This window comes from Nostoc sp. EspVER01 (assembly GCF_034530635.1).
Classification (GTDB): domain Bacteria; phylum Cyanobacteriota; class Cyanobacteriia; order Cyanobacteriales; family Nostocaceae; genus Nostoc.
Genome location: NZ_JAVRCS010000003.1, coordinates 179,153 through 205,408 on the forward strand (window position 1 = coordinate 179,153; position 26,256 = coordinate 205,408).

Annotated in this window: 26 protein-coding genes and 1 pseudogene; 14 read left to right on the forward strand and 13 right to left on the reverse strand. The window is 39.4% G+C overall.

The features are described 5' to 3' along the window. Positions 1 to 158 precede the first annotated feature (158 nt). From RMX69_RS04320 to RMX69_RS04335, 4 genes are all read left to right on the forward strand, one after another. Complete coding sequence (locus tag RMX69_RS04320; protein WP_289795666.1) at positions 159 to 404, forward strand: type II toxin-antitoxin system HicB family antitoxin; 246 nt, start codon at positions 159 to 161, stop codon at positions 402 to 404. A gap of 2 nt (positions 405 to 406) precedes the next feature. Then, positions 407 to 625, forward strand: a complete 219-nt coding sequence (locus RMX69_RS04325; protein ID WP_099101175.1) for a type II toxin-antitoxin system HicA family toxin — start codon at positions 407 to 409, stop codon at positions 623 to 625. 91 nt (positions 626 to 716) lie between these two features. After that, complete coding sequence (locus RMX69_RS04330) at positions 717 to 1,976, forward strand: AAA family ATPase (protein ID WP_322636621.1); 1,260 nt, start codon at positions 717 to 719, stop codon at positions 1,974 to 1,976. An 8-nt stretch (positions 1,977 to 1,984) separates the two neighbouring features. Beyond that, positions 1,985 to 2,509 (forward strand): hypothetical protein, encoded by a 525-nt coding sequence (locus tag RMX69_RS04335; protein WP_322636622.1) that lies wholly within the window; start codon positions 1,985 to 1,987, stop codon positions 2,507 to 2,509. A 44-nt stretch (positions 2,510 to 2,553) separates the two neighbouring features. Here the strand turns inward: RMX69_RS04335 and RMX69_RS04340 are convergent, their stop codons facing one another. Together RMX69_RS04340 and RMX69_RS04345 are read right to left on the reverse strand one after the other, a co-directional pair. After that, positions 2,554 to 3,912, reverse strand: a complete 1,359-nt coding sequence (locus tag RMX69_RS04340) for a sensor histidine kinase (protein ID WP_322636669.1) — start codon at positions 3,910 to 3,912, stop codon at positions 2,554 to 2,556. A gap of 522 nt (positions 3,913 to 4,434) precedes the next feature. Further along, positions 4,435 to 5,034: a hypothetical protein gene (locus RMX69_RS04345; protein ID WP_289799921.1), complete on the reverse strand. Its 600-nt coding sequence runs from the start codon at positions 5,032 to 5,034 to the stop codon at positions 4,435 to 4,437. A 266-nt stretch (positions 5,035 to 5,300) separates the two neighbouring features. Here RMX69_RS04345 and dacB point away from each other — a divergent pair, with 266 nt between their 5' ends. The 3 genes from dacB to RMX69_RS04360 all read left to right on the forward strand — a co-directional run bounded on the left by dacB (position 5,301) and on the right by RMX69_RS04360 (position 8,669). Continuing rightward, positions 5,301 to 6,773, forward strand: a complete 1,473-nt coding sequence (dacB, locus tag RMX69_RS04350; RefSeq protein ID WP_289795669.1) for a D-alanyl-D-alanine carboxypeptidase/D-alanyl-D-alanine-endopeptidase — start codon at positions 5,301 to 5,303, stop codon at positions 6,771 to 6,773. A gap of 29 nt (positions 6,774 to 6,802) precedes the next feature. Continuing rightward, positions 6,803 to 7,705, forward strand: coding sequence for an LD-carboxypeptidase (locus RMX69_RS04355; protein ID WP_322636623.1), 903 nt, complete (start codon positions 6,803 to 6,805; stop codon positions 7,703 to 7,705). 160 nt (positions 7,706 to 7,865) lie between these two features. Continuing rightward, positions 7,866 to 8,669 (forward strand): FkbM family methyltransferase, encoded by an 804-nt coding sequence (locus RMX69_RS04360; RefSeq protein WP_322636624.1) that lies wholly within the window; start codon positions 7,866 to 7,868, stop codon positions 8,667 to 8,669. Positions 8,670 to 8,720: 51 nt separating this feature from the next. Here the strand turns inward: RMX69_RS04360 and RMX69_RS04365 are convergent, their stop codons facing one another. After that, the gene (locus RMX69_RS04365; RefSeq protein ID WP_322636625.1) at positions 8,721 to 9,464 is read right to left on the reverse strand and encodes a class I SAM-dependent methyltransferase; all 744 of its coding nucleotides are present in this window, start codon (positions 9,462 to 9,464) and stop codon (positions 8,721 to 8,723) included. Between the two features lie 247 nt (positions 9,465 to 9,711). Next, entirely contained in the window at positions 9,712 to 9,912 is a 201-nt protein-coding gene (locus RMX69_RS04370; protein WP_322636626.1) for a hypothetical protein, read from the reverse strand. 118 nt (positions 9,913 to 10,030) lie between these two features. On the opposite strand from RMX69_RS04370, the gene RMX69_RS04375 reads away from it, so the two are divergent. The 3 genes from RMX69_RS04375 (at position 10,031) to RMX69_RS04385 (ending at position 13,268) form a co-directional block, all read left to right on the forward strand. Beyond that, positions 10,031 to 10,690, forward strand: coding sequence for a glycosyltransferase family 2 protein (locus RMX69_RS04375; protein WP_289795673.1), 660 nt, complete (start codon positions 10,031 to 10,033; stop codon positions 10,688 to 10,690). 73 nt (positions 10,691 to 10,763) lie between these two features. Beyond that, positions 10,764 to 11,909 (forward strand): glycosyltransferase, encoded by a 1,146-nt coding sequence (locus RMX69_RS04380; protein ID WP_322636627.1) that lies wholly within the window; start codon positions 10,764 to 10,766, stop codon positions 11,907 to 11,909. Positions 11,910 to 11,951: 42 nt separating this feature from the next. Further along, entirely contained in the window at positions 11,952 to 13,268 is a 1,317-nt protein-coding gene (locus RMX69_RS04385; RefSeq protein WP_322636628.1) for an ABC transporter substrate-binding protein, read from the forward strand. Between the two features lie 175 nt (positions 13,269 to 13,443). Here the strand turns inward: RMX69_RS04385 and RMX69_RS04390 are convergent, their stop codons facing one another. Next, on the reverse strand, positions 13,444 to 14,067 hold the full coding sequence (locus RMX69_RS04390) for a hypothetical protein (protein WP_322636629.1): 624 nt from the start codon (positions 14,065 to 14,067) through the stop codon (positions 13,444 to 13,446). Positions 14,068 to 14,100: 33 nt separating this feature from the next. Next, positions 14,101 to 14,838 carry a hypothetical protein gene (locus tag RMX69_RS04395; RefSeq protein ID WP_322636630.1) on the reverse strand — a complete coding sequence of 246 codons (738 nt, stop codon included), beginning with the start codon at positions 14,836 to 14,838 and terminating at the stop codon, positions 14,101 to 14,103. Positions 14,839 to 15,059: 221 nt separating this feature from the next. On the opposite strand from RMX69_RS04395, the gene hemE reads away from it, so the two are divergent. The 3 genes from hemE (at position 15,060) to RMX69_RS04410 (ending at position 19,285) form a co-directional block, all read left to right on the forward strand. Beyond that, positions 15,060 to 16,121 (forward strand): uroporphyrinogen decarboxylase, encoded by a 1,062-nt coding sequence (gene hemE / locus RMX69_RS04400; RefSeq protein WP_322636631.1) that lies wholly within the window; start codon positions 15,060 to 15,062, stop codon positions 16,119 to 16,121. A gap of 222 nt (positions 16,122 to 16,343) precedes the next feature. Continuing rightward, a complete protein-coding gene (locus RMX69_RS04405; RefSeq protein WP_322636632.1) occupies positions 16,344 to 17,303 on the forward strand; it encodes an NAD(P)-dependent oxidoreductase in 960 nt (319 codons plus the stop codon). A gap of 383 nt (positions 17,304 to 17,686) precedes the next feature. Further along, on the forward strand, positions 17,687 to 19,285 hold the full coding sequence (locus RMX69_RS04410; RefSeq protein WP_322636633.1) for a B12-binding domain-containing radical SAM protein: 1,599 nt from the start codon (positions 17,687 to 17,689) through the stop codon (positions 19,283 to 19,285). Between the two features lie 307 nt (positions 19,286 to 19,592). Here the strand turns inward: RMX69_RS04410 and RMX69_RS04415 are convergent, their stop codons facing one another. The 7 genes and pseudogenes from RMX69_RS04415 to RMX69_RS04445 form a co-directional block, all read right to left on the reverse strand. After that, entirely contained in the window at positions 19,593 to 20,501 is a 909-nt protein-coding gene (locus tag RMX69_RS04415) for a phytanoyl-CoA dioxygenase family protein (protein ID WP_322636634.1), read from the reverse strand. Between the two features lie 545 nt (positions 20,502 to 21,046). Then, positions 21,047 to 21,910, reverse strand: a complete 864-nt coding sequence (locus tag RMX69_RS04420; protein ID WP_322636635.1) for a 2-isopropylmalate synthase — start codon at positions 21,908 to 21,910, stop codon at positions 21,047 to 21,049. Positions 21,911 to 21,949: 39 nt separating this feature from the next. Then, positions 21,950 to 22,075: pseudogene (locus RMX69_RS04425) on the reverse strand (type II toxin-antitoxin system RelE/ParE family toxin); the annotation flags it as partial. Positions 22,076 to 22,225: 150 nt separating this feature from the next. Then, on the reverse strand, positions 22,226 to 24,286 hold the full coding sequence (locus RMX69_RS04430; protein ID WP_322636636.1) for a ribonuclease R family protein: 2,061 nt from the start codon (positions 24,284 to 24,286) through the stop codon (positions 22,226 to 22,228). A 112-nt stretch (positions 24,287 to 24,398) separates the two neighbouring features. Further along, positions 24,399 to 24,614, reverse strand: coding sequence for a 30S ribosomal protein S18 (gene rpsR, locus RMX69_RS04435; protein WP_012411240.1), 216 nt, complete (start codon positions 24,612 to 24,614; stop codon positions 24,399 to 24,401). A 2-nt stretch (positions 24,615 to 24,616) separates the two neighbouring features. Then, entirely contained in the window at positions 24,617 to 24,811 is a 195-nt protein-coding gene (rpmG, locus tag RMX69_RS04440) for a 50S ribosomal protein L33 (protein ID WP_094351774.1), read from the reverse strand. A gap of 43 nt (positions 24,812 to 24,854) precedes the next feature. Then, on the reverse strand, positions 24,855 to 25,412 hold the full coding sequence (locus RMX69_RS04445; protein ID WP_289795684.1) for an RDD family protein: 558 nt from the start codon (positions 25,410 to 25,412) through the stop codon (positions 24,855 to 24,857). Positions 25,413 to 25,620: 208 nt separating this feature from the next. Here RMX69_RS04445 and RMX69_RS04450 point away from each other — a divergent pair, with 208 nt between their 5' ends. Continuing rightward, on the forward strand, positions 25,621 to 26,247 hold the full coding sequence (locus tag RMX69_RS04450; protein WP_289795685.1) for a PEP-CTERM sorting domain-containing protein: 627 nt from the start codon (positions 25,621 to 25,623) through the stop codon (positions 26,245 to 26,247). Positions 26,248 to 26,256: the final 9 nt, after the last annotated feature.

Here is a 26,256-nt window from a genome sequence, read left to right on the forward strand (position 1 = left end):
AGATAGAGTAATTACGCAATTTTTTACTTTGTCTGCTGGCTTTGCTGTTTTTTAGGTGGTATGTTGAACAATGAAAAAATTGTGCGTGCCTGCGGCGGGCTTTGCCTACGCCACTGTTAGGAGCTAAATTTAGATAGGTACTGGATTATCTAATTATTATGCTAGCAAGCTACATTGACCAAGCAATGGAACTAGCGCTTTATGAGATCATTGAAGATGATCAAACTTATTGGGGTGAAATTCCAAGCTTACAAGGAGTCTGGGCAAATCATCAAACTCTAGAAGGATGTAGGCGAGAGTTAAGAGAAGCTTTAAGTGACTGGCTGGCGCTACGGTTACATTTGGGGTTAACGATTCCTCTAATTGCTGGTATCAATCTCAATGAACTGACCAAACCTGTATAAAAATGTCTAGATTAACCCCTATTTCTTGGCGTAATTTAGTAAAACGTATGCAAGAGCTAGGTTTTGAAGGCCCGTATGCGGGAGGAAAGCACCCACAAATGCGGCGAGGTGATGTTACTGTAATTATTACCAATCCTCATGAGGGTGATATTAGTGTGGGTCTATTATCGCGGCTATTGCGACAAGCTGGAGTTTCTCGTGAAGAATGGTTGGGTGAGTGAAGTTTTAAAGGTGTATTAAACTCTGCAATTTGCACCCTAAGTTGCTATCAAAAGTATTAGGAATATAATTTTAGCATTTTTGGAGTTGGTCATGCTTAAGCAACTCATCTTAGAAAATTGGAAAAGTTTCCGTTACGCCGAGCTTCCACTTGACCCGTTGACTGTTCTTATTGGTACAAATGCAAGTGGTAAATCTAATGTGGTTGAAGCTTTAGAATTTTTACAACGAATTGCTAGAGGTGAGAATATTGAAGCAGCTTTAGCAGGAGATAAAACACTTACATCTATTAGAGGTGGCTTAGAGTGGGCTGTATTTAAACCTGAAACAAAATTTACATTAAATGCTTTAGTTCAGGGTGAAGATGAGAAAACAGACTACTTGTATGTTATACAAACACAAATCATAAGTGAAGTCAAAGTTATAGAAGAATATATTGACCGTCAAAACTTAAATGAAGATCATACTATTAAGTATGTAGAAAAGTTTACTGTAAAAAAAATAGATTTAAATACAAAAAGTGGCATGAAAGAGCCAGGAAATTATTTTGATTTTAAGGACATTGTATCTAATCATATATATTTAAGTACGGACGAAGAGGGCAGGATCATTTTAGGAAAAGAACTTCAAGAGAGATATTTTCCCTTAAAAATTAAAGCTATCAATTGTGTTGTTTCCACTCTAAAAGAAATTTTGATTCTGAATCCTATTCCCTCGAAAATGCGGGAGTATTCACGCCTATCTGACACTCTTGAAAGTGATGCCTCCAATATTGCTGGTGTATTAGCAGCATTATCTGAAGAACATAAAACTGAAGTAGAATCCACTCTATCTAGCTACATCAAAGATTTCCCGGAAGGTGATATTCAAAAACTATGGGCAGAAAAAGTTGGTAGATTTGGTACTGATGCAATGCTTTACTGTCAAGAAGAATGGAAACCTGGTCATATCACAGAGATTGATGCTAGAACTATGTCCGATGGGACTTTACGATTTATAGCAATTATTACAGCACTACTCACTAGACCAGAAGGTAGTCAACTAGTAATTGAAGAAATAGATAATGGGCTTCATCCCTCGCGTGCAGAATTACTGGTAAGAATACTGCGAGAGATTGGCAGCAAAAGAAAAATTGATATTTTAATAACTACCCATAACCCAGCTTTGCTTGATGCTTTAGGCCCGGAGATAGTTCCTTTTGTAGTTGTAGCACACCGCGATTCTAAAACTGGAGAAAGCAAACTTACACTTTTAGAAGATATTGAAAATCTTCCTCTTTTGTTAGCATCGGGTAGTTTAGGCAAACTAGCAACTAAAGGTGCAATTGAAAAGAGCCTTTCTGATAATAAATAAAGTTAAATATGAGAAAGGTTCTGATTATTGACACATCCATACTTTGCGTCTACTTAGGTGTACCTGGTAAAGAGACTTGTGGTTCTGATAACGATAAATGGGATAAAAAAAGAGTTGAAGCCCGTTTTCAGGAAGAAGAGAAACAAGGTGCAAAGTTTATACTACCAATAGCAACAATTATAGAAACAGGTAATCACATTGCCCAAGCTAACTCTAAGCGATATGAAATTGCTCAAGCTTTCGGTAATATTTTAGTGAAAGTAGCGGATGGAGTTATACCTTGGGGAGTTTTTGAAACTCAAGTAGGTGAACTTTGGAACTCAGAGCAATTGAAACAACTGGCTACTGAATGGCCTACTCTAGCATCTAGAAAAATTTCTATCGGAGATGCGACAATTAAGACTGTAGCCGAATATTACGCCAAAACCAGTAGCACATTTCAAGTAGAAATTTTTACGGGCGATGGGGGACTTAAGGCTTATGAACCAGCTATCCCAGCACCTACGCGTCGAAGTACTCGCAAAAAAGCCTAAAGCGATTAGTATTTACCCAAAATAGAGATTTTTTAACTAACTTGTCAGGAATTAAGTTCGATAGGAATTGTAATAATAAATTCAGTTCCTTCTTTTATGGTAGATATACATTGCAGTTGACCACAATGTTTTTCTACAACAATTTGATAGCTGATAGATAGCCCTAACCCAGTGCCTTTACCAACGGGTTTAGTAGTGAAGAAAGGGTCAAATAATCGCTTTTGTATATCCTTGGGAATTCCAATACCATTATCGGCAATGCGAATAACTACTTGCCGATTGTCTGTGACTTCAGTACGAATACGAATTACAGGTGATTTTAGAGTTGAATAAACTGATTCAAAACTCTCGAAGATAGCATCAATTGCATTGGATAGAATATTCATAAATACTTGATTTATTAACCCAGCATAGCATTCTACTAAAGGGAGATTTCCATATTCTTTATCAATAGTAATTATCTGACCTGTTTGCTGATTTACTAGACGACTCTGTAATATTATTAGAGTACTATCAATACCTTCATGAATATCAACTATCTTTTTATCAGATTCATCGAGGCGAGAGAAATTGCGTAATGAAAGAACTATCTCTTGGATACGTTCAGTACCAAACTTCATAGAATCAAGAAGCTTGAGGTAATCAGCAGTTAAAAACTCTAGTTCCATTTCTGCGATCGCAGCTTTAATTTCTGCCACTGGTGCAGGATAATGGTGTTGGTATAGGCTAATTAATTGTAGTAAATCTTGGGTGTAGTTAATCGCATAAACAAGGTTGCCAGCAATAAAGTTTACAGGGTTATTGATTTCGTGTGCAATACCAGCAACGAGTTGTCCCAAAGCCGCCATTTTTTCATTCTGAATTAATCGCGCATAGTTATTCTTAAGGGTACGAAACCCTACTTTAGCAATTCTAGATTGTTCTTCTACTTTCTCTAGTTGAGCTAATGTTAAAATATGAATTTGAGAGTACGCTAAAAGTAAATGATGGAAATCGAGTAGCTTATAACTACCTAACTGAGTTTCTATTAAAATCGGCTCATATACAAATTGAGGTTCTCGCTGCAATGCTATCTTATTTGCTTCTACAATGAGCGTATCCTCAGAAATTATACATACATCTGGCTGAAGAAAGTTAATCAGATTGATTGCAGGTCGTTTAGAAAATAGTGGGAAACTATAAGGACGACTCATGTGTTCAAAAAATCTTTGCCGGGAAATCATCCCCAGATAGTCATGATTTTTCACCAGGATAATTCCTGGTAGTAAAGTCTCTTGCTTAAAGAGTGTATTCAAATCATTTGCTGGACTATCTGCTTCGATGTAAACAGACCAAAGTGGTAATTCTTGCAAAGTAGATTCTAATCGTAAGTTCAGATTATTAGCATTTGTCATGCTATGCATTGCCAACATAGTTTAAATCCTTAACCTTGAGTTAACATTTCTGATAACACTGCGAATCAGCATTGCGATAATTGCAAAGTTAATCAAACTTATATTTCCCTGATTACTAGTGAAAATCACAGTTATGCTGCAAAACTGCTGATGTTAGCGCATCCGATTATTTTCTATCCTGGACAATTGATACTAATTAAAATCCTCTGTTACCTATTCGCTAACCTTGTGACGTTATATTTCTTGTTTATTTAAAATATTTAAAATTATTTTGGGATACGCTCTTACCAATGGTTAATAAAGAACTTCAACCACAGTTATAAGCAACACTCAAACTGCATCAATGGCAGTCAACGACATTGCTCTTGGAGTGAAAGAGAAAGTAATTAAAAAGGGTTTTGGAAATTTGGTTATCTCTTAGACTGCTGCTTACAGTTGCAGGCTACTGTTTAGAGAACTAAAGCATTATCTTGTATAATCAACAACTAATGACTCCCCTTGATGGGGAGTTATTTGAGATCACTTAGCTAGCTAAAATGAAATTGGTACATTTTTAAATGCGGCTGTATCTGGCACAAAAATGTCCAAATTATTGATACCATCGGGAACTCTTAGCCAGATATAAGCATCTGCGGAGGCTTGTGGACGTACCTGGAACAAAGAAACGCTTCCTGTTGAGCGGTTAAGAGCAACTCCTTTGTAGGTTACGCTAGTGTCAGGATTGCGGGCTGTTGTACTAGCAACCGAGATAATATCGCTACCAACAACTCCGTCTGTGGCAAGGCGACGAATCCGCATTTGCACATTTACCACATCACGGTTTCCGGTTTCTGGGTCTTTAATTCGTTTTGCTGAAAGTAACTCAACTTCTGCCTTTTTGCCAAAAGCAGGCTGCACAAATTGACCAGGACTAATTGCTGAAGTTGTAGCACTCGCTGGGGATGGTGATAGTGTTGCTTGTGGAGAAATTGTAGCTGTAGGACTTGGGACTTGAGTGGGAATGGTGTTACTGGCTGTACTAGTAGCATTTAGTGTCTGCCGCAACGTGAAAACTTCATAAGCTACATAGCCGCTACATCCCAAAGCCAAAGTAGAGAGTAATACAGCTACACCAGATAAAAATGTACTCACACCATTGCCTCGATTTCGTATTTCTGTATATGCAGGTTGACTTGGGTTTCTACTTTGTAGTCCCATAAATATGTTTGTGCGTAGGCGCAGCCAGCACTTCTCTACGAGACGCTGCGCTCAGTGACCATCGTAGACATCGCCTATGTATGAAACATGTGAACATCTTCCCTATACTAATTAAGTAACTTTACTGAGCCAATTCTTCTCTCTCCGGAAGGAAATTGTTTGCAAGGTAAAAATATCTGTCTTTGGGATAAGGAAAATTGGTGAGACTTAAGACTTTAAATCAACCACTGGGTGTTTTATTAATATTTTTGACTAGTCAGATAGGATTTAGTTCTAGGGTTGCGAAAGCACAAACCACAGTTGCACCAACAACTACCACAAAATCAATTTGCTCTAGCCAACTGGGAAAAGCTATAGATGCTGTAATCAATCGTCCCTTATTTAATCGGGTGCGCTGGGGAATTTTGGTACAACCTCTGTCAACGGGGCCAACTCTTTACAGTCGAGATGCTCAAAAATATTTTACTCCTGCGTCTAACGTCAAATTGCTGACAACAGCAGCTGCATTGCAGGAATTGGGTGCTAATTTTCGGATTCGTACCTCTATTTATCAGAATGGCAATGGTGTTTTACGTGTTGTCGGTAGGGGAGATCCTAGCTTCAGCGATACAGAACTGCAAAAATTGGCACAGCAGTTAAAAAAGAAAGGTATTACCCAAATTCAGCAGTTGATTGCTGATGATAGTTATATTCAAGGTGATATTGTTAACCCCACCTGGCAATGGGAAGATGTGCAGTCAGATTATGGCGCACCAGTCAGTAGCTTTATTCTGAATCAAAATATTTTTAGCTTAAAACTTGTACCGCAGGCTGTAGGTAAATCTTTACAATTAGTGTGGATTGATCCTGGTGAAGCGAAACAGTGGCGGATAATTAATCAGTCAGTAACCGTTCCCCAAAATCAACCGAACTACGTTAATGTTACCCGCGAATTGTCAGGAACAGTATTACGAATTCAAGGACAACTGGCAACGAATTCTGAACCATCTTTAATAGATTTGCCTGTAGTTGACCCTAATTATTACTTCTTACGACGCTTCCGTACTGCTTTAGCAACAGAAAAAATTAACTTGGGACAAACATTAGTAGTAAATGGTGGTGTGAATCAGCAAGAAATCGCATTTGTAGAGTCACCACCTTTAGCTGAATTATTAGCAGAAACTAATTTAAATAGTAATAATCTTTATTCTGAAGTACTGCTGAGAGCATTAGCTGTGAAAAAAATCAGACTGAAAAATCAGACTAGTGCTGATGTCGGTTTAGAAGTTGTCAAAGCAAGTTTAACTAAATTGGGGGTCGATCCAGCTAATTACATTTTAGTGGATGGTTCAGGTTTATCACGTCGTAACTTAGTAACACCAGAAGCTTTTGTACAAACTTTGCGGGCAATTGCAAGAACACCAACAGCATATATATATCGGGCATCTTTACCTGTGGCGGGTAAAAGTGGAACTCTGAAAGGCCGCTTTCAAGAAACACCTGCTGAGGGCATTGTGCAAGCAAAAACAGGTACGTTAACGGGTGTAGTTTCTCTATCTGGATATATGAATGCGCCGAAGTATGAGCCGCTAGTTTTTAGTATTATCGTGAATCAGTCGGATCAGTCTGCAACAGTAATACGGCAGGCAATTGATGAAGTTGTTGTATTGTTGACACAGTTGCAGCATTGTTAATATTATACTTTTGACTCATAACTTGTTTCATGCCATCCAAAATCTTACCACCGCCCTTAAAACCTGGAGACTTATTACGAGTAATTGCCCCTAGTGGTGCTTTGCGAGAATTTGAGGAATTTAAACAGAGTCTAGAAATTTGGCGATCGCGTGGCTACAAACTAGAAATCAGTTCCCAGATAGATGACAAATGGGGTTATCTAGCAGGGACAGATGAAACCCGTCGTCAACAGCTAGCAGCAGCATGGCAAGATCCTGATTGTCGTGGTATTCTCTGTGCCAGAGGTGGTTTTGGCAGCACCCGCATCTTAGAAGATTGGAATTGGTCAAACTCAGGGACTCCCAAGTGGCTTATAGGCTTTTCTGATATCACAGCTTTATTATGGAGTCTTTATACAGCAGGAATTTCCGGCGTTCACGGCCCTGTAATGACAACTTTGGCAGATGAGTCAGATTGGTCTATTAAACGATTATTTGATTGGGTAGAAGGTAGTTCTTTCACACCTCTTAAAGGTTGCGGTTGGGGTGGTGGTGTGGTTACTGGCGCTTTGTTACCAGGTAATCTGACAGTGGCTACTCACCTTTTGGGTACACCAATCTTGCCACATCTGGATGGTGTAATTCTGGCCTTCGAGGATGTTACCGAAGCACCTTATCGAATTGACAGGATGCTGACGCAGTGGCGTTTGAGTGGTGCTTTGTCTCAAGTCTGCGGTATTGCTTTAGGCGGTTTTACTCGTTGTGAAGCGCCACCAACGATATCTAGTTTTAGTGTAGAAGAAGTATTGCGCGATCGCTTGGGTGATTTGGGGATTCCCATTGTCTCCGATTTACCTTTTGGCCATGATAGTCCCAATGCAGCCTTACCAGTGGGTGTAGAGGTAACTTTAGATGGGGATGCAGGAATATTAGCGATCGCGCATCCCCATTAAGCTAAAATCAGATCCGCTTACGATTAAATGTTCTAAAACACTAAAGAGAATGATTGTATCAAAAGTTTCTTTTGGTAGAATTTCTATATAAAAAACTATAGATAGTGTAAAGTATTACATGTTTGAACGCTTGCGTGATTATTCAAGGAAAACGTGATTGATGGATAAAAATTTAATAATTGATGTGGGTGTTCACACAGGTGAAGATACAGAGTTTTACTTAAAAAAAGGCTTTCGCGTTATTGGTATTGAGGCTCATCCTGAGCTTTACGAAGCTACGAAAAAGCGACTAAATTTATATATAGAAAATGGTCAACTTACCCTCCTAAATATTGCTGTATCACCGAAAGATGAGCCAGTAACTTTTTACGCCAACTTAGAGAGAAGCTTTTGGGGTACAACTTCACCAGATTGGGCTATTCGGAACGCACACTCTTTTGATGCGCCTTCTATTGAGATAACTGTAGAAGGGCGCAGATTTGAAAGAATTTTGGAGGAGTTTGGCATTCCCTACTATCTCAAAGTAGATATTGAAGGTGCTGATTTATTATGCATACAAGCATTACGGCAGTTTAATACTAAACCATCATTCCTATCTATCGAATCAACCAAAACTTCTTGGAAAGAACTGCTAGAAGAATTTGCGCTATTAAAAGAACTTGGCTATCACAAATTCAAAGCTATTAGTCAGGAGCATGTACCTAACCAAGTCTGCCCTTCACCAGCACGAGAAGGTCAATATATCCCACATCAGTTTGAATATGGTGCTAGCGGACTTTTTGGAGAAGAAACCCCAGGTACTTGGCTTTCTGAGAGTGAAGCAATCAAGGTCTACAAAGGCATTTTTTGGACTTATAAAATAATTGGAGTGAATGGGATTATTTACCGATTCCCCATAGGAAAGATGCTCCTAGACAAGCTTAAAATCCAGGAACCTTGGTATGATACCCATGCTAGTCTATGAACACAGCATTTTATCCTAAACATAAAAACCACTGTGGGGCTTGAGTTTAACTCAATCCCATTTCCGGTAGCAACGAGCTGTACAGTAATAAGGGTGAAAAACTTCTAAGAAGTTGCTCTGAATCGTCCTGTAGAAAGTCTCTACTACTTGAGGATCGTCGATGTGAAAAGGGTAATCTTGATTAAAGCCTTTAAAGAAATACCAGTTCAAAATTGTTTTACCACCAGGTGTCAGCGCTTGATGAAACTTTAGTAACTGTTGGCTGGGATCTGACAAATGTTCTAAAACATCAAAAGAAATGATAGTATCAAAAGTCTCTTTTTCAGGCATTTCCAAGTAAAAACTCATTTTGTGGCTCAAACCCATCTGTTCAGCTCGATAACGCACAAAATCATAATGAATAGGATTAAGATCGCAATAGATTACTTGCTCAACCTGTGGACAAAGGGCAGCATTAAGTGCATGAGTGCCAATCCCGCCGCCAAAATCTAACACCCGACCTTGAGCATGATCTACAATCAAATGTAACGTGTTTTCAATATTTTGACTTTGTTCTAGATGCCAAGCTCCTAACTCAAATAAATAAATTTCTCCCACCTGGTCACGATAAAAGTCTGTTGCTTTTTCCCAATCAAAATCTTTATGGCCTAACTCGGCCATTTCTTCTTGTCCTGTCGCTAACTTTTTTTCTAGTGTTTCTGAATCTAAATGCAAAAATTCCTGTAAATGTTGTTTTAAGTTAAATGAATTTTGCCAATAATCGCTTAAGAAAGCTGGAGCGGGATACTTAACCATGAATTGTAACTATTATCATTAATTCAATAATCTATATCTTAAACTGAATCAATGTTTTCTACTTACTTTTTTTCAAAAAACTAAATTTTAATAATTCTGTAGACATACTCACTAATCTGAGCTATAGCCCCAAAAGTAAAAATAAGTTAAATGCCATTTTCAGGGCAACAATGTTTAAGTAGTGTTTTATCAAGTCTGTAAAATTGCCTGAGGGGATTAACCAGTCTAGTGTAAATCACGGTAAAATTTACTTACCTTTACTGTACAGCAAGTATTGCGCGATGCCTTTGGTGAGTGTAGCCATCACTTGCTTGATGCCGATTATGGCATATTGAATACCAGTGAATAAATTACAAATAGTATCATTATTTGGTTGTGATGCTATGTTGTTAGTAAGTAGGTAGACATAATTAAATATAAAATAAACTCCTAGTTTGCAGTGAGCCATTTCTCGCTCAGAGCAAGGATTATCAGGACTAAAGTCCTTACTACAAACTTTAAATTTATTTATGCCTAGATACTTATGAACAATTTTCAACTAGTTACAAATTAAACATCTAACTCTTATGAGTCCCATTGTCTTTGACTTTAGTCCCGAAATTTCAGTTATACTTTGTACCTACAACCGAGAAAAATATTTGAATATTTGCATCAATAGTGTCCTCGCTCAAACTTTTAAAGATTGGGAACTGTTGGTAGTTGATGATGGTAGTAAAGATAATACTTTTGAAATTGTCAATCCATATTTGCAAAAATTTAACAATATACGTTATTTAAAACACCAAAATAGAAAATTAGGGTACTCTAAAAATGCCGGAGTTCAAGCATCCTTTGGCAAATACATCACTTTTATTGACAGCGATGATACATATAGACCCAATCATTTAGAGTCGCGACTTAAATACATGCAGGCTAATCCAGAAATTGACTTGATTGAAGGAGGCTTTTTCTCTGAAGAAGAGATTTTTGTAGCCGATTATTTTCAACCAGGTAAAATAATTAATTTACGCGAATGTGTTTTAGGTCCGACATTTTTTGGTAGGAGGCGAGTATTTTTTGAATTGCAGGGATTTAATAATATTCCCTATGGAGAAGATACAGATTTTTGGAAACGGGCAGACAAAATTTTTAAAACTCAAAAAGTTACAGAACCACAAACCTACGTTTATACCAGAGCAGAAACAAGCATTACCAAGGATGTTTTGGAACAGCGCTCATTAACCTAAAAACTTTAATTCAGTTTATCTCGATCCACCCAGTATAACGTTACCTGCAACTATGCATATTTGTCATATAGTTTTGAATAACATTGGTGGAGCACCAAAAGTTGCTGATTCGCTAATTTCTTCTCAATCCAAAGCTGGCTACCAAGTCTCTACTGTGGTGCTTACTGTTTTAGAGCCACAATGGATAGTATCTTTTAAAGCGGCTAAAACTGTGATTGTTATGAAAGTTGCAGGTACTCTATTTATTATTGGGGGGATAATACACCAAATATGGGTAGCGATAAAATTAAGCAGGGTTATTGCTGAACAAAAACCAGATATTATTGTTTGTCATACTGCATTTATTACTAAACTCTTTTATCTATCTAAATTCATCCCTGGCAGTTTCTCTGTTCCATACATTAGCTATATTCACAGTGATTATATTTCGGAATCACGGGTTGAACTTAAAACAAACCCCATCAGCGCCTTGATTCAAAAATTATTTATAAGTTTTGCTAGCAGAATTGATATGCTTGCGCTTCAGCAAGCTAGTGGATTAATATTTGTTTGCAAGTCTCTCTATCAAAGATTCGCAAATATTGGGTTTAAGCATCATCGAATAGTGATATCCTACAATCCAGCAATAGATGATATTCGTAACCAACCTCTTCATCCTACAGCCGCATCTTGGTTTAACAATTCGCAGTTGATTACCTTTGTATGTGCTTCTAGGTTTCACCATCAAAAAGACCATAAAACCTTACTCAAAGCATTTGCTAAAGTTAGTCAAAATCACTTAAATATTCGGCTTATTTTGTTAGGAGAAGGTGATTTAGAGACAGAAATGCAAGTTCTAGCAAAGTTTTTAGCCATTGATGAAATTGTGCTGTTTGCCGGTTCTGTTCTCAATCCTAGAGCTTATTTTTCACTGTCTAGAGCAGTTATACTTGCTTCCCATTTTGAAGGCTTACCACTGGTTCTTGTAGAAGCTGTAGCTAGTGGGGTAACATTTATTTCCACTGACTGTCCAGTTGGCCCACGTGAGATTTCTGAAGTACTTAAATGTGGAACGATAATACCACCAAACGATGTAAATGCATTAGCAGAAGCCATTATTGAGCATGTAAAAACTCCTCATGAGAAGATTGAATGCTCTGAGCAAATTGCACAATTATTTAGTGAGGCTAGCTGTGCTAAAAGATTAGAAGTTTTGATAAACCAAGTTATTGCCCAATGAGTATATGCTATTTTACCTAGTACTTATATCTAAAGACTTTCTATGAATATTAGTTTTTTAGCTTTTAAAATTAGAGATTTTTGGTGTTCATTGAGAAATTTTGCTCGGCAGCTTTCTCTTTTAGGAATTACTCTGATATGTCTTATATTTTTATCTAGTTGTCAGGGGATAAGACCAAAGGAAGATGGGGTAATTCATCTGACACTATGGCAAGCTATTAATCCCCCTGCAAATCGAGATATATTTCAAAAACTAGTAGATAAATTTAATCAAACTCATCCTGATATTCAGGTAGAATCTATCTTTGAGAGTGAACCTCAATTACCAAAAATATTGACATCAGTGGTTGCCAATGTACCACCAGACCTGCTGTCATTCCATCCTGAATATACAGGTCAATTTGTGGAATTAGGGGCACTTCGACCTTTAGAAGATTGGTTGAATAAATCGCCCCTCAAGTCAGACATTAGACCTAACTTATTGCCAGAAATGCAATTAGATGGTCACATTTGGTCAGTGCCAATGCATACCAGTAATATTGGTATTTTTTACCGTCCTAAACTTTTTGAAGCTGCGGGAATTACAGAATTACCCAAGACTTGGGATGAATTGAGACAAGTTGCCAAAAAATTAACTATAGACCGCAATGGGGATGGCCGCCCCGAACAGTATGGGATGTTACTGCCTTTAGGAAAAGGAGGATGGACTGTATTTAGTTGGTTCCCGTTTTTATTTGGTGCAGAGGGAGAGGTTGTAACTAATAATCGCCCCAATTTAACGAATTCGGGTGCGATCGCGGCCTTACAATTCTGGCAAGACCTGATAAAAGATGGTTCAGTAATGCTTTCTGCCCCAGAACGAGGTTATGAAGAGGAAGCTTTTCTTACAGGTCATGTTGCCATGCAAATCACAGGCCCTTGGACATTAATCATGAAATCTGAGGTCGATCATCAGGTATTACCCATACCAGCAGGTATCAGACCTGCTACAGTCACAGGTACTGGAAATTTTTTTGTGATGAAGACCACACCAGCAAGAGAGCAAGCAGCATTCAAATTTTTAGAGTATGTTTTGAGCGAGGAATTCCAAACCGAATGGAGTATAGGGACGGGTTTTTTGCCAGTTACCCTTACATCGGCTCAAAGCAAAGCTTATCAGCAATTCATCAATGAAAAACCAGTGTTAAAAGTTTTTTTCGATCAATTACCTGTGGCACGTTCTCAACCAATTATTGCTGGATATAGTCGTCTTTCTGACAGTCTTGGTCGAGCTATAGAAGCCACAGTACTAGGAGAGTCTGCTGAAAAAGCCCTTAAGAAAGCACAAGAGCGTTTAGATTTGATTTGGGATGACAAATAAATAGAACTAGTGCTGAGTGCTGTTAACGGTAGCGGGGTGTTGAGCCAGTTCTGAGTGATAAATCTCAGTCCCTAGTCATTCTTTTATCCTTGGTTTTTGAAAGTTGTTTCATAGGGACTGCCTCCTGCCTCCAAACCTGTAGCTTTGTACTTCATAGAAAAGAAAACTATTGTAATTAACTACTAGCATTAGTAAGAATTCCTACAAGTACTCGCACTAATTCTTCCAAACCTTCGGGAACGCGATAAAGTTTGATATCTTGCATGACCCGTTTATCTTGCCGATAAAATATTCCAAATCGCCAATCTTCTCCATTTGTTACAGCACCATACAAAGTTGATGTTTGCGAATCTGTCCATTGGTCGAGTGCTATTAATTCAATTGCAAGTTGAGTAAACCCCCGGCTTAAATCGGATTGTTTGGCTTCAACTACTAACAGTGAATTGGAAGATGAAATATAGTAATCAAAACTTCCCTTGAGTTGTTCGCTAACATTAATGGGGTACTCAATGTTTAGTTGAGTTTGTGTTTGGTCGCAAATTTCCAACAAAATAGGAGCAATTAAAACTTCACGTTTTGCAGCTTCACTGATAGGATTTACGCGCATGATGTTGCGCTGTAAGTAACGCTGTAAAAATTCTAAATAGTCAATTACACCTGAATATTGTGGTAGTTGTAGCGATGCGCGTTCGTAACTACATCCCAGTTCCGCCAAGATATCTCCTGGGGTATATGGTAATTCAAAATACTTACTAAATGTATAACTTTGACCGGGTTGGAGAATGCGCGGGCGAGTCATAAATATTAAGGTTATAGAATATATCGATAAAAGTCAGGAAGAAACTCCAGTTTTGGGATGTAAATTTCTTTTCAATGTACACAAACCAATTGCTGGTATGGCTCCTAAAATCGCTGCTGTCAGTCCTTGTCCACTCCAATATAGTATGGGAGTACGGTAGGTTTCTGGAATCAAATTTTGCATAATAAAAAGCAACCAAACCAAAATAGTGATCCAGAAAAAAGAGATTGAGGGTAAAAAATTCCACCACCAAATATCTGCTGTATATCGCCTCAACACCAGCCATTGGCAAATCCCTAGCCAAATTCCAGAAATTATATATGCGATCGCAGACAAAAATCCAAAAATAAAAGTATCTTCAGAAGATGATGAGGCAATGGTTGAAATGTAGTTAATCCAGGCTGTAGAAACACCGTTGGCAATCAGCCAACCGACACTAGTAGCAAATAGCCACTGCCAACCCGGTAAATATCGGTAAAGCACAAGAGCTTGGTCAGCAGCAAAAATCACGGCAAATACAACGTTACTAAGACTTCTAACCAAAATGATCCATGTTTGTGGTTGATTAGCAACGTTAGATGAGAGACTTTGGAAAATAATTTTCTCTAAAGCGATACTGGCAACGCCACCGACAACCCATCCGATGAGGGTCATTAAGGTAAACTGAATAAAGAACCTCTGTCGCTGCGATCGCGGAATCAAATACTTTCCTAGATTAGGCTCATTATTAGCAGATGCAAGATGATCGGGACTGTTAGAGTCAGTTTGCATAGAGAATTAAGAGAGTAGATAGTGGAGACAACACAAAAGAGTGACGAAATTCTTTTATATTCCACTTTCTTTGTTAATTCTTGTTTTATCCCATTCCCGACCCGATTTCCCTTTGGTGTAAAGAGACTAGGGCTTTTGCTGACAACTTGCTAATAAAGCGTAATCTCAGAATGATAAGCTAAACAGTGGCATAAAAGTTGTGACTTAGGATGAAGTGATAAATGGGTGTTTATTCAACGACTCCTCATCTCTTACGGGCTGCTCGTGGTGAAGTAGTAGATCGTCCCCCTGTATGGATGATGCGACAAGCGGGACGATATATGAAAGCATATCGAGACTTAAGAGATAAGTATCCTTCGTTTCGCGATCGCTCCGAAATTCCAGAAGTAGCAATTGAAGTTTCTTTGCAACCCTGGAGAGCTTTCCAACCAGACGGAGTAATTTTATTTTCTGATATTGTCACCCCATTACCTGGTTTGGGGATTGACATGGATATTGCCGAAGGTAAAGGCCCAATCATTCACTCGCCCCTCCGCACTCAAGAACAAATCGATGCTCTGCATCCTTTAGAACCAGAAGCAGCTCTACCATTTATCAAAACAATTTTGCAAGCGCTGCGTTCGGAAGTAGGCGATAAGTCAACGGTGTTAGGCTTTGTGGGTGCGCCGTGGACGTTAGCAGCTTATGCAGTTGAAGGAAAAGGTTCTAAAACCTACTCCATCATCAAAAACATGGCATTTTCAGATCCAGCGATATTGCATCAACTGTTAGCTAAATTAGCAGATGCGATCGCCATCTATGCCCGCTACCAAATTGACTGTGGCGCTCAAGTTGTACAAATGTTCGATTCTTGGGCGGGTCAATTGAGTCCTCAAGATTATGACACCTTTGCTCTCCCCTATCAGCAGCGAGTTTTCCAGCAAGTCAAGCAAACGCATCCTGATACACCTTTGATTTTGCTAGTTAGCGGTAGTGCAGGTGTGTTGGAAAGAATGGGACAATCTGGAGCTGATATCGTCACTGTAGACTGGGCAGTGGATATGGCAGATGCACGAGCCAGATTGGGTAAACAAATGAAAGTTCAAGGAAATCTTGATCCTGGCGTGCTATTCGGCTCTAAACAGTTTATCCGCGATCGCATCCTCGATACGGTTCGCAAAGCCGGCAATTGGGGTCACATTCTCAATCTCGGTCACGGTGTCTTACCAGAAACTCCCGAAGAAAATGTCGCTTTCTTCTTTGAAACCGCAAAGGAATTGAATCTTGCAGGAGTTAAGGGTTAGGAGTTATGAGTTATGAGTTATGAGTTAGGAGTTAGGAGTTATGAGTTATGAGCTATTAAGTTATCAGTCGCGAGGTGCAGAGTTCTTTTTTATTCTTAACTCCTCACTCCTCACTCCTAACTTGATTCTTAACTCCTAACTTTATAAATAACTCCTGATTCGGAACTTTTAACTTAATTCTTAACTCTTAACTCCTAACTCCTAACTTATTAAAATCTTAGTATGAGCCAGAAACGGATTTTAGTGACTGGTGCAAGTGGTTGTGTCGGTCATTATTTAACAGAAGCCTTAATTAAAGAAACAAATCACGAACTGTATCTATTAGTTAGGAACCCAAGCAAACTGCAAGTTGATACTAAGGCACGTTCAGGCATCAACGTTTTGCAAGGTAATATGCAAAATATTCGCCAGTTTGCCGATTTGCTATCCACAATTGATACAGCGGTACTCACAGCCACAGCTTGGGGTGGTGATGAGACATTTGATATTAATGTCGTCAAGACAATCGAGTTACTCGAACTGCTAGATCCAGAACGTTGCCAACAGGTGATTTATTTTTCGACAGCTAGCGTTTTGGATCGCTACAATCAACCATTAAAAGAAGCCGGGGAAATTGGGACAGATTACATCCGTTCTAAATATGAGTGCTTAGAGAAAAAAGAAAAATTAGCGATCGCACCCAAAATTACCACAGTTTTTCCAACTGTAGTATTGGGCGGTGATGCGAATAAACCCGATTCTGCTGTCTCATCTGGTATTACAGAAGTTACCAAATATATTAATTTAATTCGTTTTTTAAAAGCAGATGGTAGTTTTCACTTTATCCACGGACGAGATATTGCCACTGTCGTACGATATTTAATTGATCATCCTGCTAAAGATAATCAGCCACTTCGGCTTGTTTTAGGTCAAGCACCGTTAACTGCTAATCAAGCAGTCAAACAAGTTTGTGCTTATCTGGGCAAAAAGATTTACTTTCGCATTCCCATATCCATAGCATTGGCTAATTTAATTATTGTCCTTTTCCGCATTCGCATGGCCGCTTGGGATCGGTTTTGCATGAACTATCGGCATTTTACTTATGAAAAATTCATCAATCCCGATAGTTTCGGCTTGCCAAATTATTGTGCAACCATGAGTGATGTTTTGAAAATTAGCGGTGTTGAAAAGGCTAAAAATTGATTATAATCTGTGGCTTTTGACAACGTTTGGAAAATATTAGCAGAAAATTATCCTCATCTCCCAATACTACTCGGTTAAGCATTTTGAACTCAGAATTTGGTTTGGGGAAAAGGTTAAAGGGGAAGGGTTAAAGGTTTTTTCTTTCCCTTTTCTCCTTCCCCTTTTCCCCAAAACCCGACAAGTATTGCCTCATCTCGTAGAGAGCAATGGCGTCATTGAGTATGGGTGAAGAATGGAAAATTACCTCTTTCCTCTCTGCTCTCCAGTCCCTTGATTTGAGTTAAAAATATCAATGGTAAAATAAAACAACTTTAATAAAAAGTCAATAACTCTTTATTTTCGTTAGAGTGGGATAACAATCAAAGTGTGAGGATTGATACTACATGCGAATCTTGTTAGTGTATCCAATATTTCCCAAAACCTTCTGGTCTTATGAAAAAATCCTAGAGTTAGTCGATCGCAAGGTTTTATTACCACCTCTGGGTTTAGTAACAGTAGCCGCGATTTTGCCCCAAGAATGGGAATTCAAGCTGGTAGATCGTAACATCCGCCAAGCAACAGAAGCAGAATGGGCATGGGCAGATATAGTAATTCTCTCTGCGATGATTGTCCAGAAACAAGATTTACTTGAGCAAATTCAAGAAGCAAAAAAACGTGGCAAGTTAGTCGCAGTTGGCGGCCCCTACCCTACCTCTGTACCTCATGAAGTTGAAAATGTTGGCGCAGATTTTCTCATTCTGGATGAAGGGGAAATCACGCTGCCCATGTTTATTGAGGCAATCAAAAGGGGTGAGACTTCTGGCACTTTCCGCGCCACAGAAAAACCTGATGTCACCAGCACACCAATACCCCGCTTTGATTTATTAGAACTGAACGCTTATGACATGATGTCGGTGCAGTTTTCCCGCGGGTGTCCCTTCCAGTGCGAATTTTGCGACATTATTGTTCTCTACGGGCGCAAACCACGCACCAAAACCCCAGCGCAATTGTTAGCAGAGTTAGATTACCTCTATGAATTGGGTTGGCGGCGGGGTGTGTTCATGGTGGATGACAACTTTATTGGCAACAAGCGCAATGTCAAATTGTTGCTGAAAGAGTTAAAAGTCTGGATGGCAGAACATAAGTATCCCTTCCGATTTGACACTGAAGCTTCAATTGACTTAGCACAAGACCAAGAAATGTTGGAGTTGATGGTTGAGTGTGGTTTCTCGGCGGTGTTTTTGGGAATTGAAACGCCGGATGAGGATAGTTTGCAAATGACCAAGAAGTTTCAAAATACTCGCAGTTCTCTAACTGAGGCAGTGCAAACCATCACCAAAGCCGGATTGCGCCCAATGGCTGGGTTTATTATCGGGTTTGATGGCGAAAAAGCCGGTGCAGGCGATCGCATCGTCCGCTTTGCTGAACAAGCAGCAATTCCCTCAACTACCTTTGCCATGTTACAAGCGTTACCTAACACTGCGCTTTGGCATCGCCTGAAAAAGGAAGGAAGATTACGGGAAAATCAAGACGGAAACATCAACCAAACAACATTGATGAACTTCCTACCCACCCGTCCTTTAGAAGAACTTGCACGAGAATATATTGAAGCATTCTGTAGTTTATACGACCCAATACAGTACTTAGATCGCACTTATCGCTGTTTCTTGATGATGGGTTTGCCAAGTTGGAAAGCACCAGCCAAAATGCCAGAGTGGGTAGTTATAAAAGCGTTGCTAATTGTGATTTGGCGACAAGGAATCAAACGGGAAACCCGCTGGAAATTCTGGCATCATTTGTTCAGCATTCTCAAGCGTAACCCTGGAGTTATCGAGCATTACATCGCTGCTTGCGCCCACAACGAGCATTTTCTAGAGTATCGCCAAATTGTCCGCGATCAAATTGAAAGTCAGCTAGCTGAATATTTAGCACAAGGTGCAGAAACGCCTTATGTTCTAGTTAAGGAAAAAGTAGAGGAAAAAGCTGAAGCGGTAGTCAGTTAAGTGTGGTAACGGTTAATAGGTAAGAGTTAAAAAATTACTTATTACCCGTTACTAAAACTAGTATGCTATTCAAAGTATGATAGTCCTAACTCGACACTCACTGAATGGCAAAAACACCAATTGCTCTCTATCGGCAAGGTAATGCTAATTCTCCTAGAATGGAGAATGTTAGACCTGACAAGGATATTGCCAGCTATAATAAAAATATTGAATAACCGTGTGCGGTGAACAATCGCAAGCACGGTTTCGGAAGAGAGGGGTGGAATGGCAACATTTCCCTCGACTCTACCTCTCAGCGGCTACTTATTTAAAGATTATCATCAGGTTGCCAAGCTTTTCGCCAACGTTGATCAATTTTATAATCTACTCTTTGGTAACGTATGTCAGTCGATAGGCGAATGCGTTTTTGTAAATCTTGATTTGTTGAAGAAGCATGAATAATATATGGACTATGAACAACAACATCTCCTGCTTTATACTCTGCTACTAACCATCTACTATTTAGTAAATCAGATAAAGCAGCTAAGTCTTTAGTAATCCAGCCTCTTCGCCCCATACCTTGACTACGAATAGCATGAGCTTCTTGGCAAGATAAATTACTGATATCGGAATCAAATTTCTGTTCTATTTGTTGCCCCAACTTCCAAGAATTTTCTAAATATATTAAACCACCCATTTCTACTGGAATATCTCCCAGAGGTATCCAGCAAGTGTACACATCATTAGTACCACATCTTAGGTAAGTCAAATCATAATGAGATCCAGTATCACTACTATAGTCACCGGGTATTTTACACCGAATAATTTTGCGTTCCAGTGAGCAGACAGATCCGTTCAAGAAAAATTGAAAAAAGTTCAAAATTTCCTTTGAATTAAATAAAAATTCATATTCTTTAGAAGTAATCATTTCGCATCTAATCTTATTCATTATTCCTGGTTTTATTTTTCGTACACAAAAAATCCCATCTTCAGTTAATGAACCTTCTTTTAAGAGTCCAAGTCTCTTGCATTTTGTTAAAAATAGATAGCGAAATTCCATGACTTTTTTGGTATCAAGTAACCCTTTGAGCCATAAATATCCTTGTTCCTGATACTGTTGTTTGAGGGTAGCAATAGAAGAAGTTATATCGCTAGAATTAAGCCAGCCGAGACGATTGGTGTCCATTGAAAGTGGGAAACCATTGCTCATTAAGGTGATACTAATATTTTTCTCCATGATTTATCGAATCCAGTTCCTATTTTCAGTGAATGTAAAAACCACGATTAAGTAGGTAGGTGGGAAAATTTATAACTATGTCATTGCGAACATAGCAAAGCAAAGTGAAGCTATCACAAGGATTTCGACTCTTTTACATTTTGTTACATAGTTAGGTTTATTTGAGCCAACCTACTTAGCTAATGTTTGAACTATTAACTAGGATATGGGTTTAAATTTTAGAAATTTAATTTTGTAGGAATGTTTTTATTTACAGAAAAAACCTCTGTAACCCTTTTAAAGGTTGTACATATCTCGGAATAAGTAGAGCCGCGTGAATAATTCAAGGTTTGTAGTGTTCGCGCAGCGTCTCGTAGAGAGGACTTTAGTCCTCTTATGAGGGCTGAAACCCTCACTAAGAACTGATATCAATATTTTTTACATTACTTAATCTAGTTTGATTTATTCTCACCGACTTACTTATCATTACTATTAAGCCTCTTGACTTTTGAATTGAACTTAGTTCTTGTGTACTACTTTGTCAGCTTTTTGTTGATGTGTGACAGTTAGGGTGCGGAAAGTGGGTTAAAATAATACTCTCCTATCCCAGAGATTTGAAAAATTAACTCTGCCGCTTTACTCATTAACGAAGTGTTAATCTCAAGTTGATAATTCCCCTGTTTTAAAATCTCTATTACAACTTGACTGAAATCTGCATTACCTTTCCTCGCACCCAAACCATTAATTGCACATTCAATTTGCCTCACGCCACAACTTAAAGCAATGAGTGAATTATCTACCGCCATACCCAAATCATCATGACAGTGTACTGAAACTACAACTTCGTTAATATTGGGTACTCGATTAAAAATCATTTGCAGAAGTTGCAAAAACTCTTCTGGCGATGCCAAACCTAAGCTATCAGGAATACTAACAGTAGTAGCACCACTCTTAATTGCAGTTTCAATAGATTTACACAAAAAATCTGGCTCACTTCTAGGAGCATCAAAAGCGCTCCATTCTACATCATCACAGTAATTGCGTGCTAGAGAAACACTCTCTTTGATTGTTGCTAATACTTCTTCTTGGCTTAATTTAGACTGATTTTTAAGATTTACCGGAGTATAAGTGTGAATTTTACCTCTGATTGCTGGTTTAATTGCTTCAGCAAGAGTGATTATTTCATTTGAATTGGAACTAGCTAGCCCACAAATAATAGAATTTTTAATTATTTTAGAAATATTAAAGACTTCATCAAAATCTTTTTGAGAACTTGCTGGATAACCAACTTCAATAATATCTACTCCCATTTCTTCGAGCAACAGGGAGATAGCGATTTTTTGTTGCAAATTCATATTTACACCAGGCGTCAATTCTCCATCACGCATGGTGGTATCAAAAATAATTACTTTGTGATTATTTTCTGACATATTGGCTAGAGATAGCGATCGCTTACATCAAATGCAATATTAAGGAATATCCTCACTTAAGAAAACTGTCTCTAAATCTCGATAACTACTAACAATACGTACAACTTCCACACCGCCATCAATGGGACGATAAAATATTAAATAATCTTCTACTGGAAAACTCCGTAACCCGCGGGCAAAATTATCTAAACTATTATTACCTCATTCCATTTACTCTATATAGTAACCGAAAGTAATTGGAGCAAGGCTAAAATAATTCGTAATTGATAATACTAGGCGATTATTACTAATGACAAATGACAAATGACAAATTAGTTAATTCGCCGCTGTCTGGGCTTCTTGATAAATTATTTCTTGGAACTGAATCATATCTTTTTGTGGATCGGCGTGGCTAACTTTCACCGCTATCTGTTCGCCCAAGTTCACAGAACGTTTGAAAGCCATTGGCAACTGCAAGCCCAAATCTTCTAACAAAATTAGGGCTAAGTTGCTGTCTTCTCGCAACCACATCAACACTGTTACATCCCAAATTTCCTCTGGATGACGGCGTAAATACTCTAGAGCATAATATCTATTAGTTTGTCGTTCCACCATCGTCACCTCTTGGGTGATGCTGGTGACAGTCATCATTACTTCTTTAAGTTGATCTGCGGAAAATGGCAGAACTTCACCCCGCAAATGAGCTTTAATTTGAAAGTGGGTGAGTAAGTCACTGTAGCGGCGGATGGGAGAGGTTGCTTGAGTGTAAGTATCCAAGCCCAAACCAGCATGACGCAAAGGCGTAATGCTCATTTCACTCTTGGGCATACAACGACGCATAGCGCAAGCGCGAACGAATCCGGCTGGAAGTAGAAGCAATTCCTCATCTGGAGGTAATTCTGGTTGCGGTTGACCGCGAAAAGGCAAAGGGATGTTATGAGTTTTACCATAACGAGCCGCAACTTCACCGGCAACAATCATCATTTCTGCTACCAGTTGCCGCGATGGGGAATCGTCCAAAATATCAATGTGGATCTCCTCACCTTTGACTTTGATTGTTGCTTCGGGCATGGTGATGCTAATTGCCCCTTGGGCGTAACGCCAAGCTCTGCGCCGCTGTGCCCAAATAGCGATCGCAGCAATTTCTGGTTCTGCCTGTACCCGTAATTGCAGCATTTCATCTACATCTTCGTAGGTGAGGCGATAAGTCGGCTTAATAAAGCTGGTATGAATGCTGTAATCTTCTACTCCCCCAGTTGTACCTAAAATAATCCCGAAACTGAGGGCGCAACAAACCTTTCCCTGGATCAGACTCATTGGCCCAGTTGCCAACACTTCTGGAAACATGGGAATCATTCCCGTCGGTAAATAGACTGTACTACCGCGCTTTCTGGCTTCCAAATCTAATTCATCTTCCGGTACTAACCATCTAGTGGGATCGGCGATATGCACCCACAGGCGCTCCCGTCCATCAGGCAGTACTTCCCAACTTAGACCATCGTCGATCTCTGTGGTAGTTTCATCATCAATGGTGTAAACCTTCAGTTGAGTCAGATCAAGGCGGTTTGCATCTGAGTCAATCGGCGGGAAATCCAAACGCTGTTGCGCCACTTCTAATACCTTATGAGGAAATTGAATCGGAATTGAAGAACGCCGCAGGAACAAGTTTTCATTAGGACTCCAGCAACCCAAATCTACTAATAGTTGAAAAGCCCCTTGGGGTGTTGTGGGGCGTCCCAGCATGGTCATAGTTTCTAGTACTGGAGCGCTGGGTGGATAAGCGCGAGCCAAGGAGTCATAATTAACCCCCGTCCGCACCGTGTCAGCTATTAGCGCTGCATATTTTTCTAGTCCTTCTAAGCGCTGGCGATCGTGGCGCTGCCACTCTACTGCTTCACCTTTGAGCGCTTGCTCTACGCGAGTTAAAAATTCCTGCTGTCCTTTAGCTTTTAGGGCCTCTACTTCCAGTTGGTGCTTGCGTTCTGCTACTTGAGCAGCAGTTCTCGGCTCGTAAGCGTCTCCTTTTTGCTTGAAATAAAGTTTGTCGTCTGATAACAAGCAATAGGCGGCGTAACAAGGAGGCGCGGCTGATTCTGAAAATAGCAGATTCGCCATTTGGTTTGGGGTAACTGTTTCCCCATCTTCAACCAGTAATTCCCAAGCCACTTCTAAACTAGATGGGTCTAAATAAGGCTTGATCTGCTCCAAAAAGCTGGCAATTTCAGAAGCCTTGTAAGTCTGTCCGGTAACTGTATAGGTTATTTGTCTAGGCGCGAGGCTGTGGGATTGACCACGTTCGTCTACCACAAACCAGCGGGTTTTACCGTCTGGACGTTCTACGATGCCCAGACGGCGATCGCCTTGAACCCTAAATTCAACTAGCGTCCCCTTCTCCACAACTCTCGCACTCTAATTTGGTGAACAGTTTAAATAGTTTTAAGTTAGGAGTTAGGAGTTAGAAGTTTTGATTCTTAACTCATCACTCATCACTCATAACTCATCACTCTTTTTAGCCTTCCGCATTGATAAATGGCAACAGAGCCACAATCCGCGAACGTTTAATTGCTAATGTCAACTCTCGCTGTTGTTGAGACGTAAGCCCGGTAATCCGACGTGGCAGTATCTTTCCCCGCTCGGTGACAAACTTACGCAATAAATCAACATCCTTATAATCGATTGGTTCTCCTGGCTTGATCGGAGAAAGACGACGACGGAAATAACTCATCTCTACTTAATTTCCTTGTGAACGGTATGTTTGTTGCAGTGGGTGCAGAACTTTTTCAGTTCTAGCCTGTTGGTGGTGTTGCGGCGATTCTTAGTACTGGTATAACGGTTAACACCAGCAGAACGCTTATCTGAATTTGTCCGGCACTCAGTACACTCTAGTGTGATAATAATGCGGGCACCTTTACTCTTAGCCATAATCTTACAAACAGTGAAGCCTGAAGAGAATTAACACAAATGACTATCTTCTCACATTCCGCCGCATATTTTCAACTAATCTTTTAATCTTTATATCGAGCGAGTAGCCACGACGCGACGAAACGATAAAAGTTCCACAATAGCGATCGTGTAAAGCCTGCCGCATCTGGGTATCAGAGAAGGCAGTCCCACAATCAATAGCTAGGGGAATTACTAGCAGTATAGCAGTGGGATTGGCTCTAATATTGCTCAGGGCAATTGACACTAATAAAGCACCCAAGCCGATAATCGCCTCTCGCTTCACTAGTGAGAGCAAATCGGGAATTCTGCCCACTACTTCCCCATCTTCAACTTCCAAAACCTTTAAATCGAACGCCCAACGCCCTAAACTTTGCCCTTGATTGTTGTATGGCACTAGTACCCGCAAAATCAGCCAAAATATGACAAAAACTAGGATTTGCACAAATTGAATCCCGATATCGCCGCCTCCCAGTAGGGAACTGACTAGCCAGACACCAAGGAAATCAAGTCCCAATGCCATACCTCGGCGTCCAATCTCAGCCTTGGGATAGTGTTTTTGGGGAAGTCGTTCGATAGTCATACAAAATAAGTATTTTTATTTAGGGGTTGGAGAATAATAATTGCTCCTGTTTTTTATATTAAGATGATGACTTGGGTTTGGCGTTTAAGCTGTTATACATCAAAGTTCCATAATTCGGGCGCTTATCTTGTCTACGCCACAAGAGTCTGTTTTTAGGAAATATTTTTTTGTTGTAAAAACTTAATGTTATAAGTTTGGAAGTTGTATCATGATACATCTGTTTGCTAAAACAGCTATTAGTGTGGTGACGACTACTGCTTTAGGGTTAGCGATCGCCATAAACACGAATAACCTAGCTCATGCTGCCGAGTTCAACTTTAACTGGAAAGGAAACACTGGTTATTCAGCGAAAGGTTCATTTAACTACGATACAACAACTGCTCCCAGCGTCATTTCGGAAACAGGCTTGGGAGTTACGAAGAACTTACAATCTCTCTCAATTTCCTTCTTTGATCCCTTGAGTAATCTGATAAATAGTTTCACTCCAGTGCTTAGTGGGATCTCTAACTACGGCTTTTTGAGATTCAACTTTGATAGCACTACTGAGCAAATCTTTGGCCCCTTTGATGTTGGCAAGGATGATGCGCTTCCTGGGGACACATGGCTTAATAATAATCTCGCACTCATAGATGAAGGTTTTAGTGATGAGGTTCTAGCGAAAGAATTTGGTTTTAACAATAGAGATGCAACAGGTACAAAGCAAATACTAGATTTAAGTAACAATTCAGTTCAGGTATCCAAAGTCCCCGAAGGAAGCATAATTATCGGTTTACTCGCAGTATGTAGCTTGGGATTTACGGCTTATAGAAATCTAGACAAAGCTACCCAAGAATAAAAGAAAATT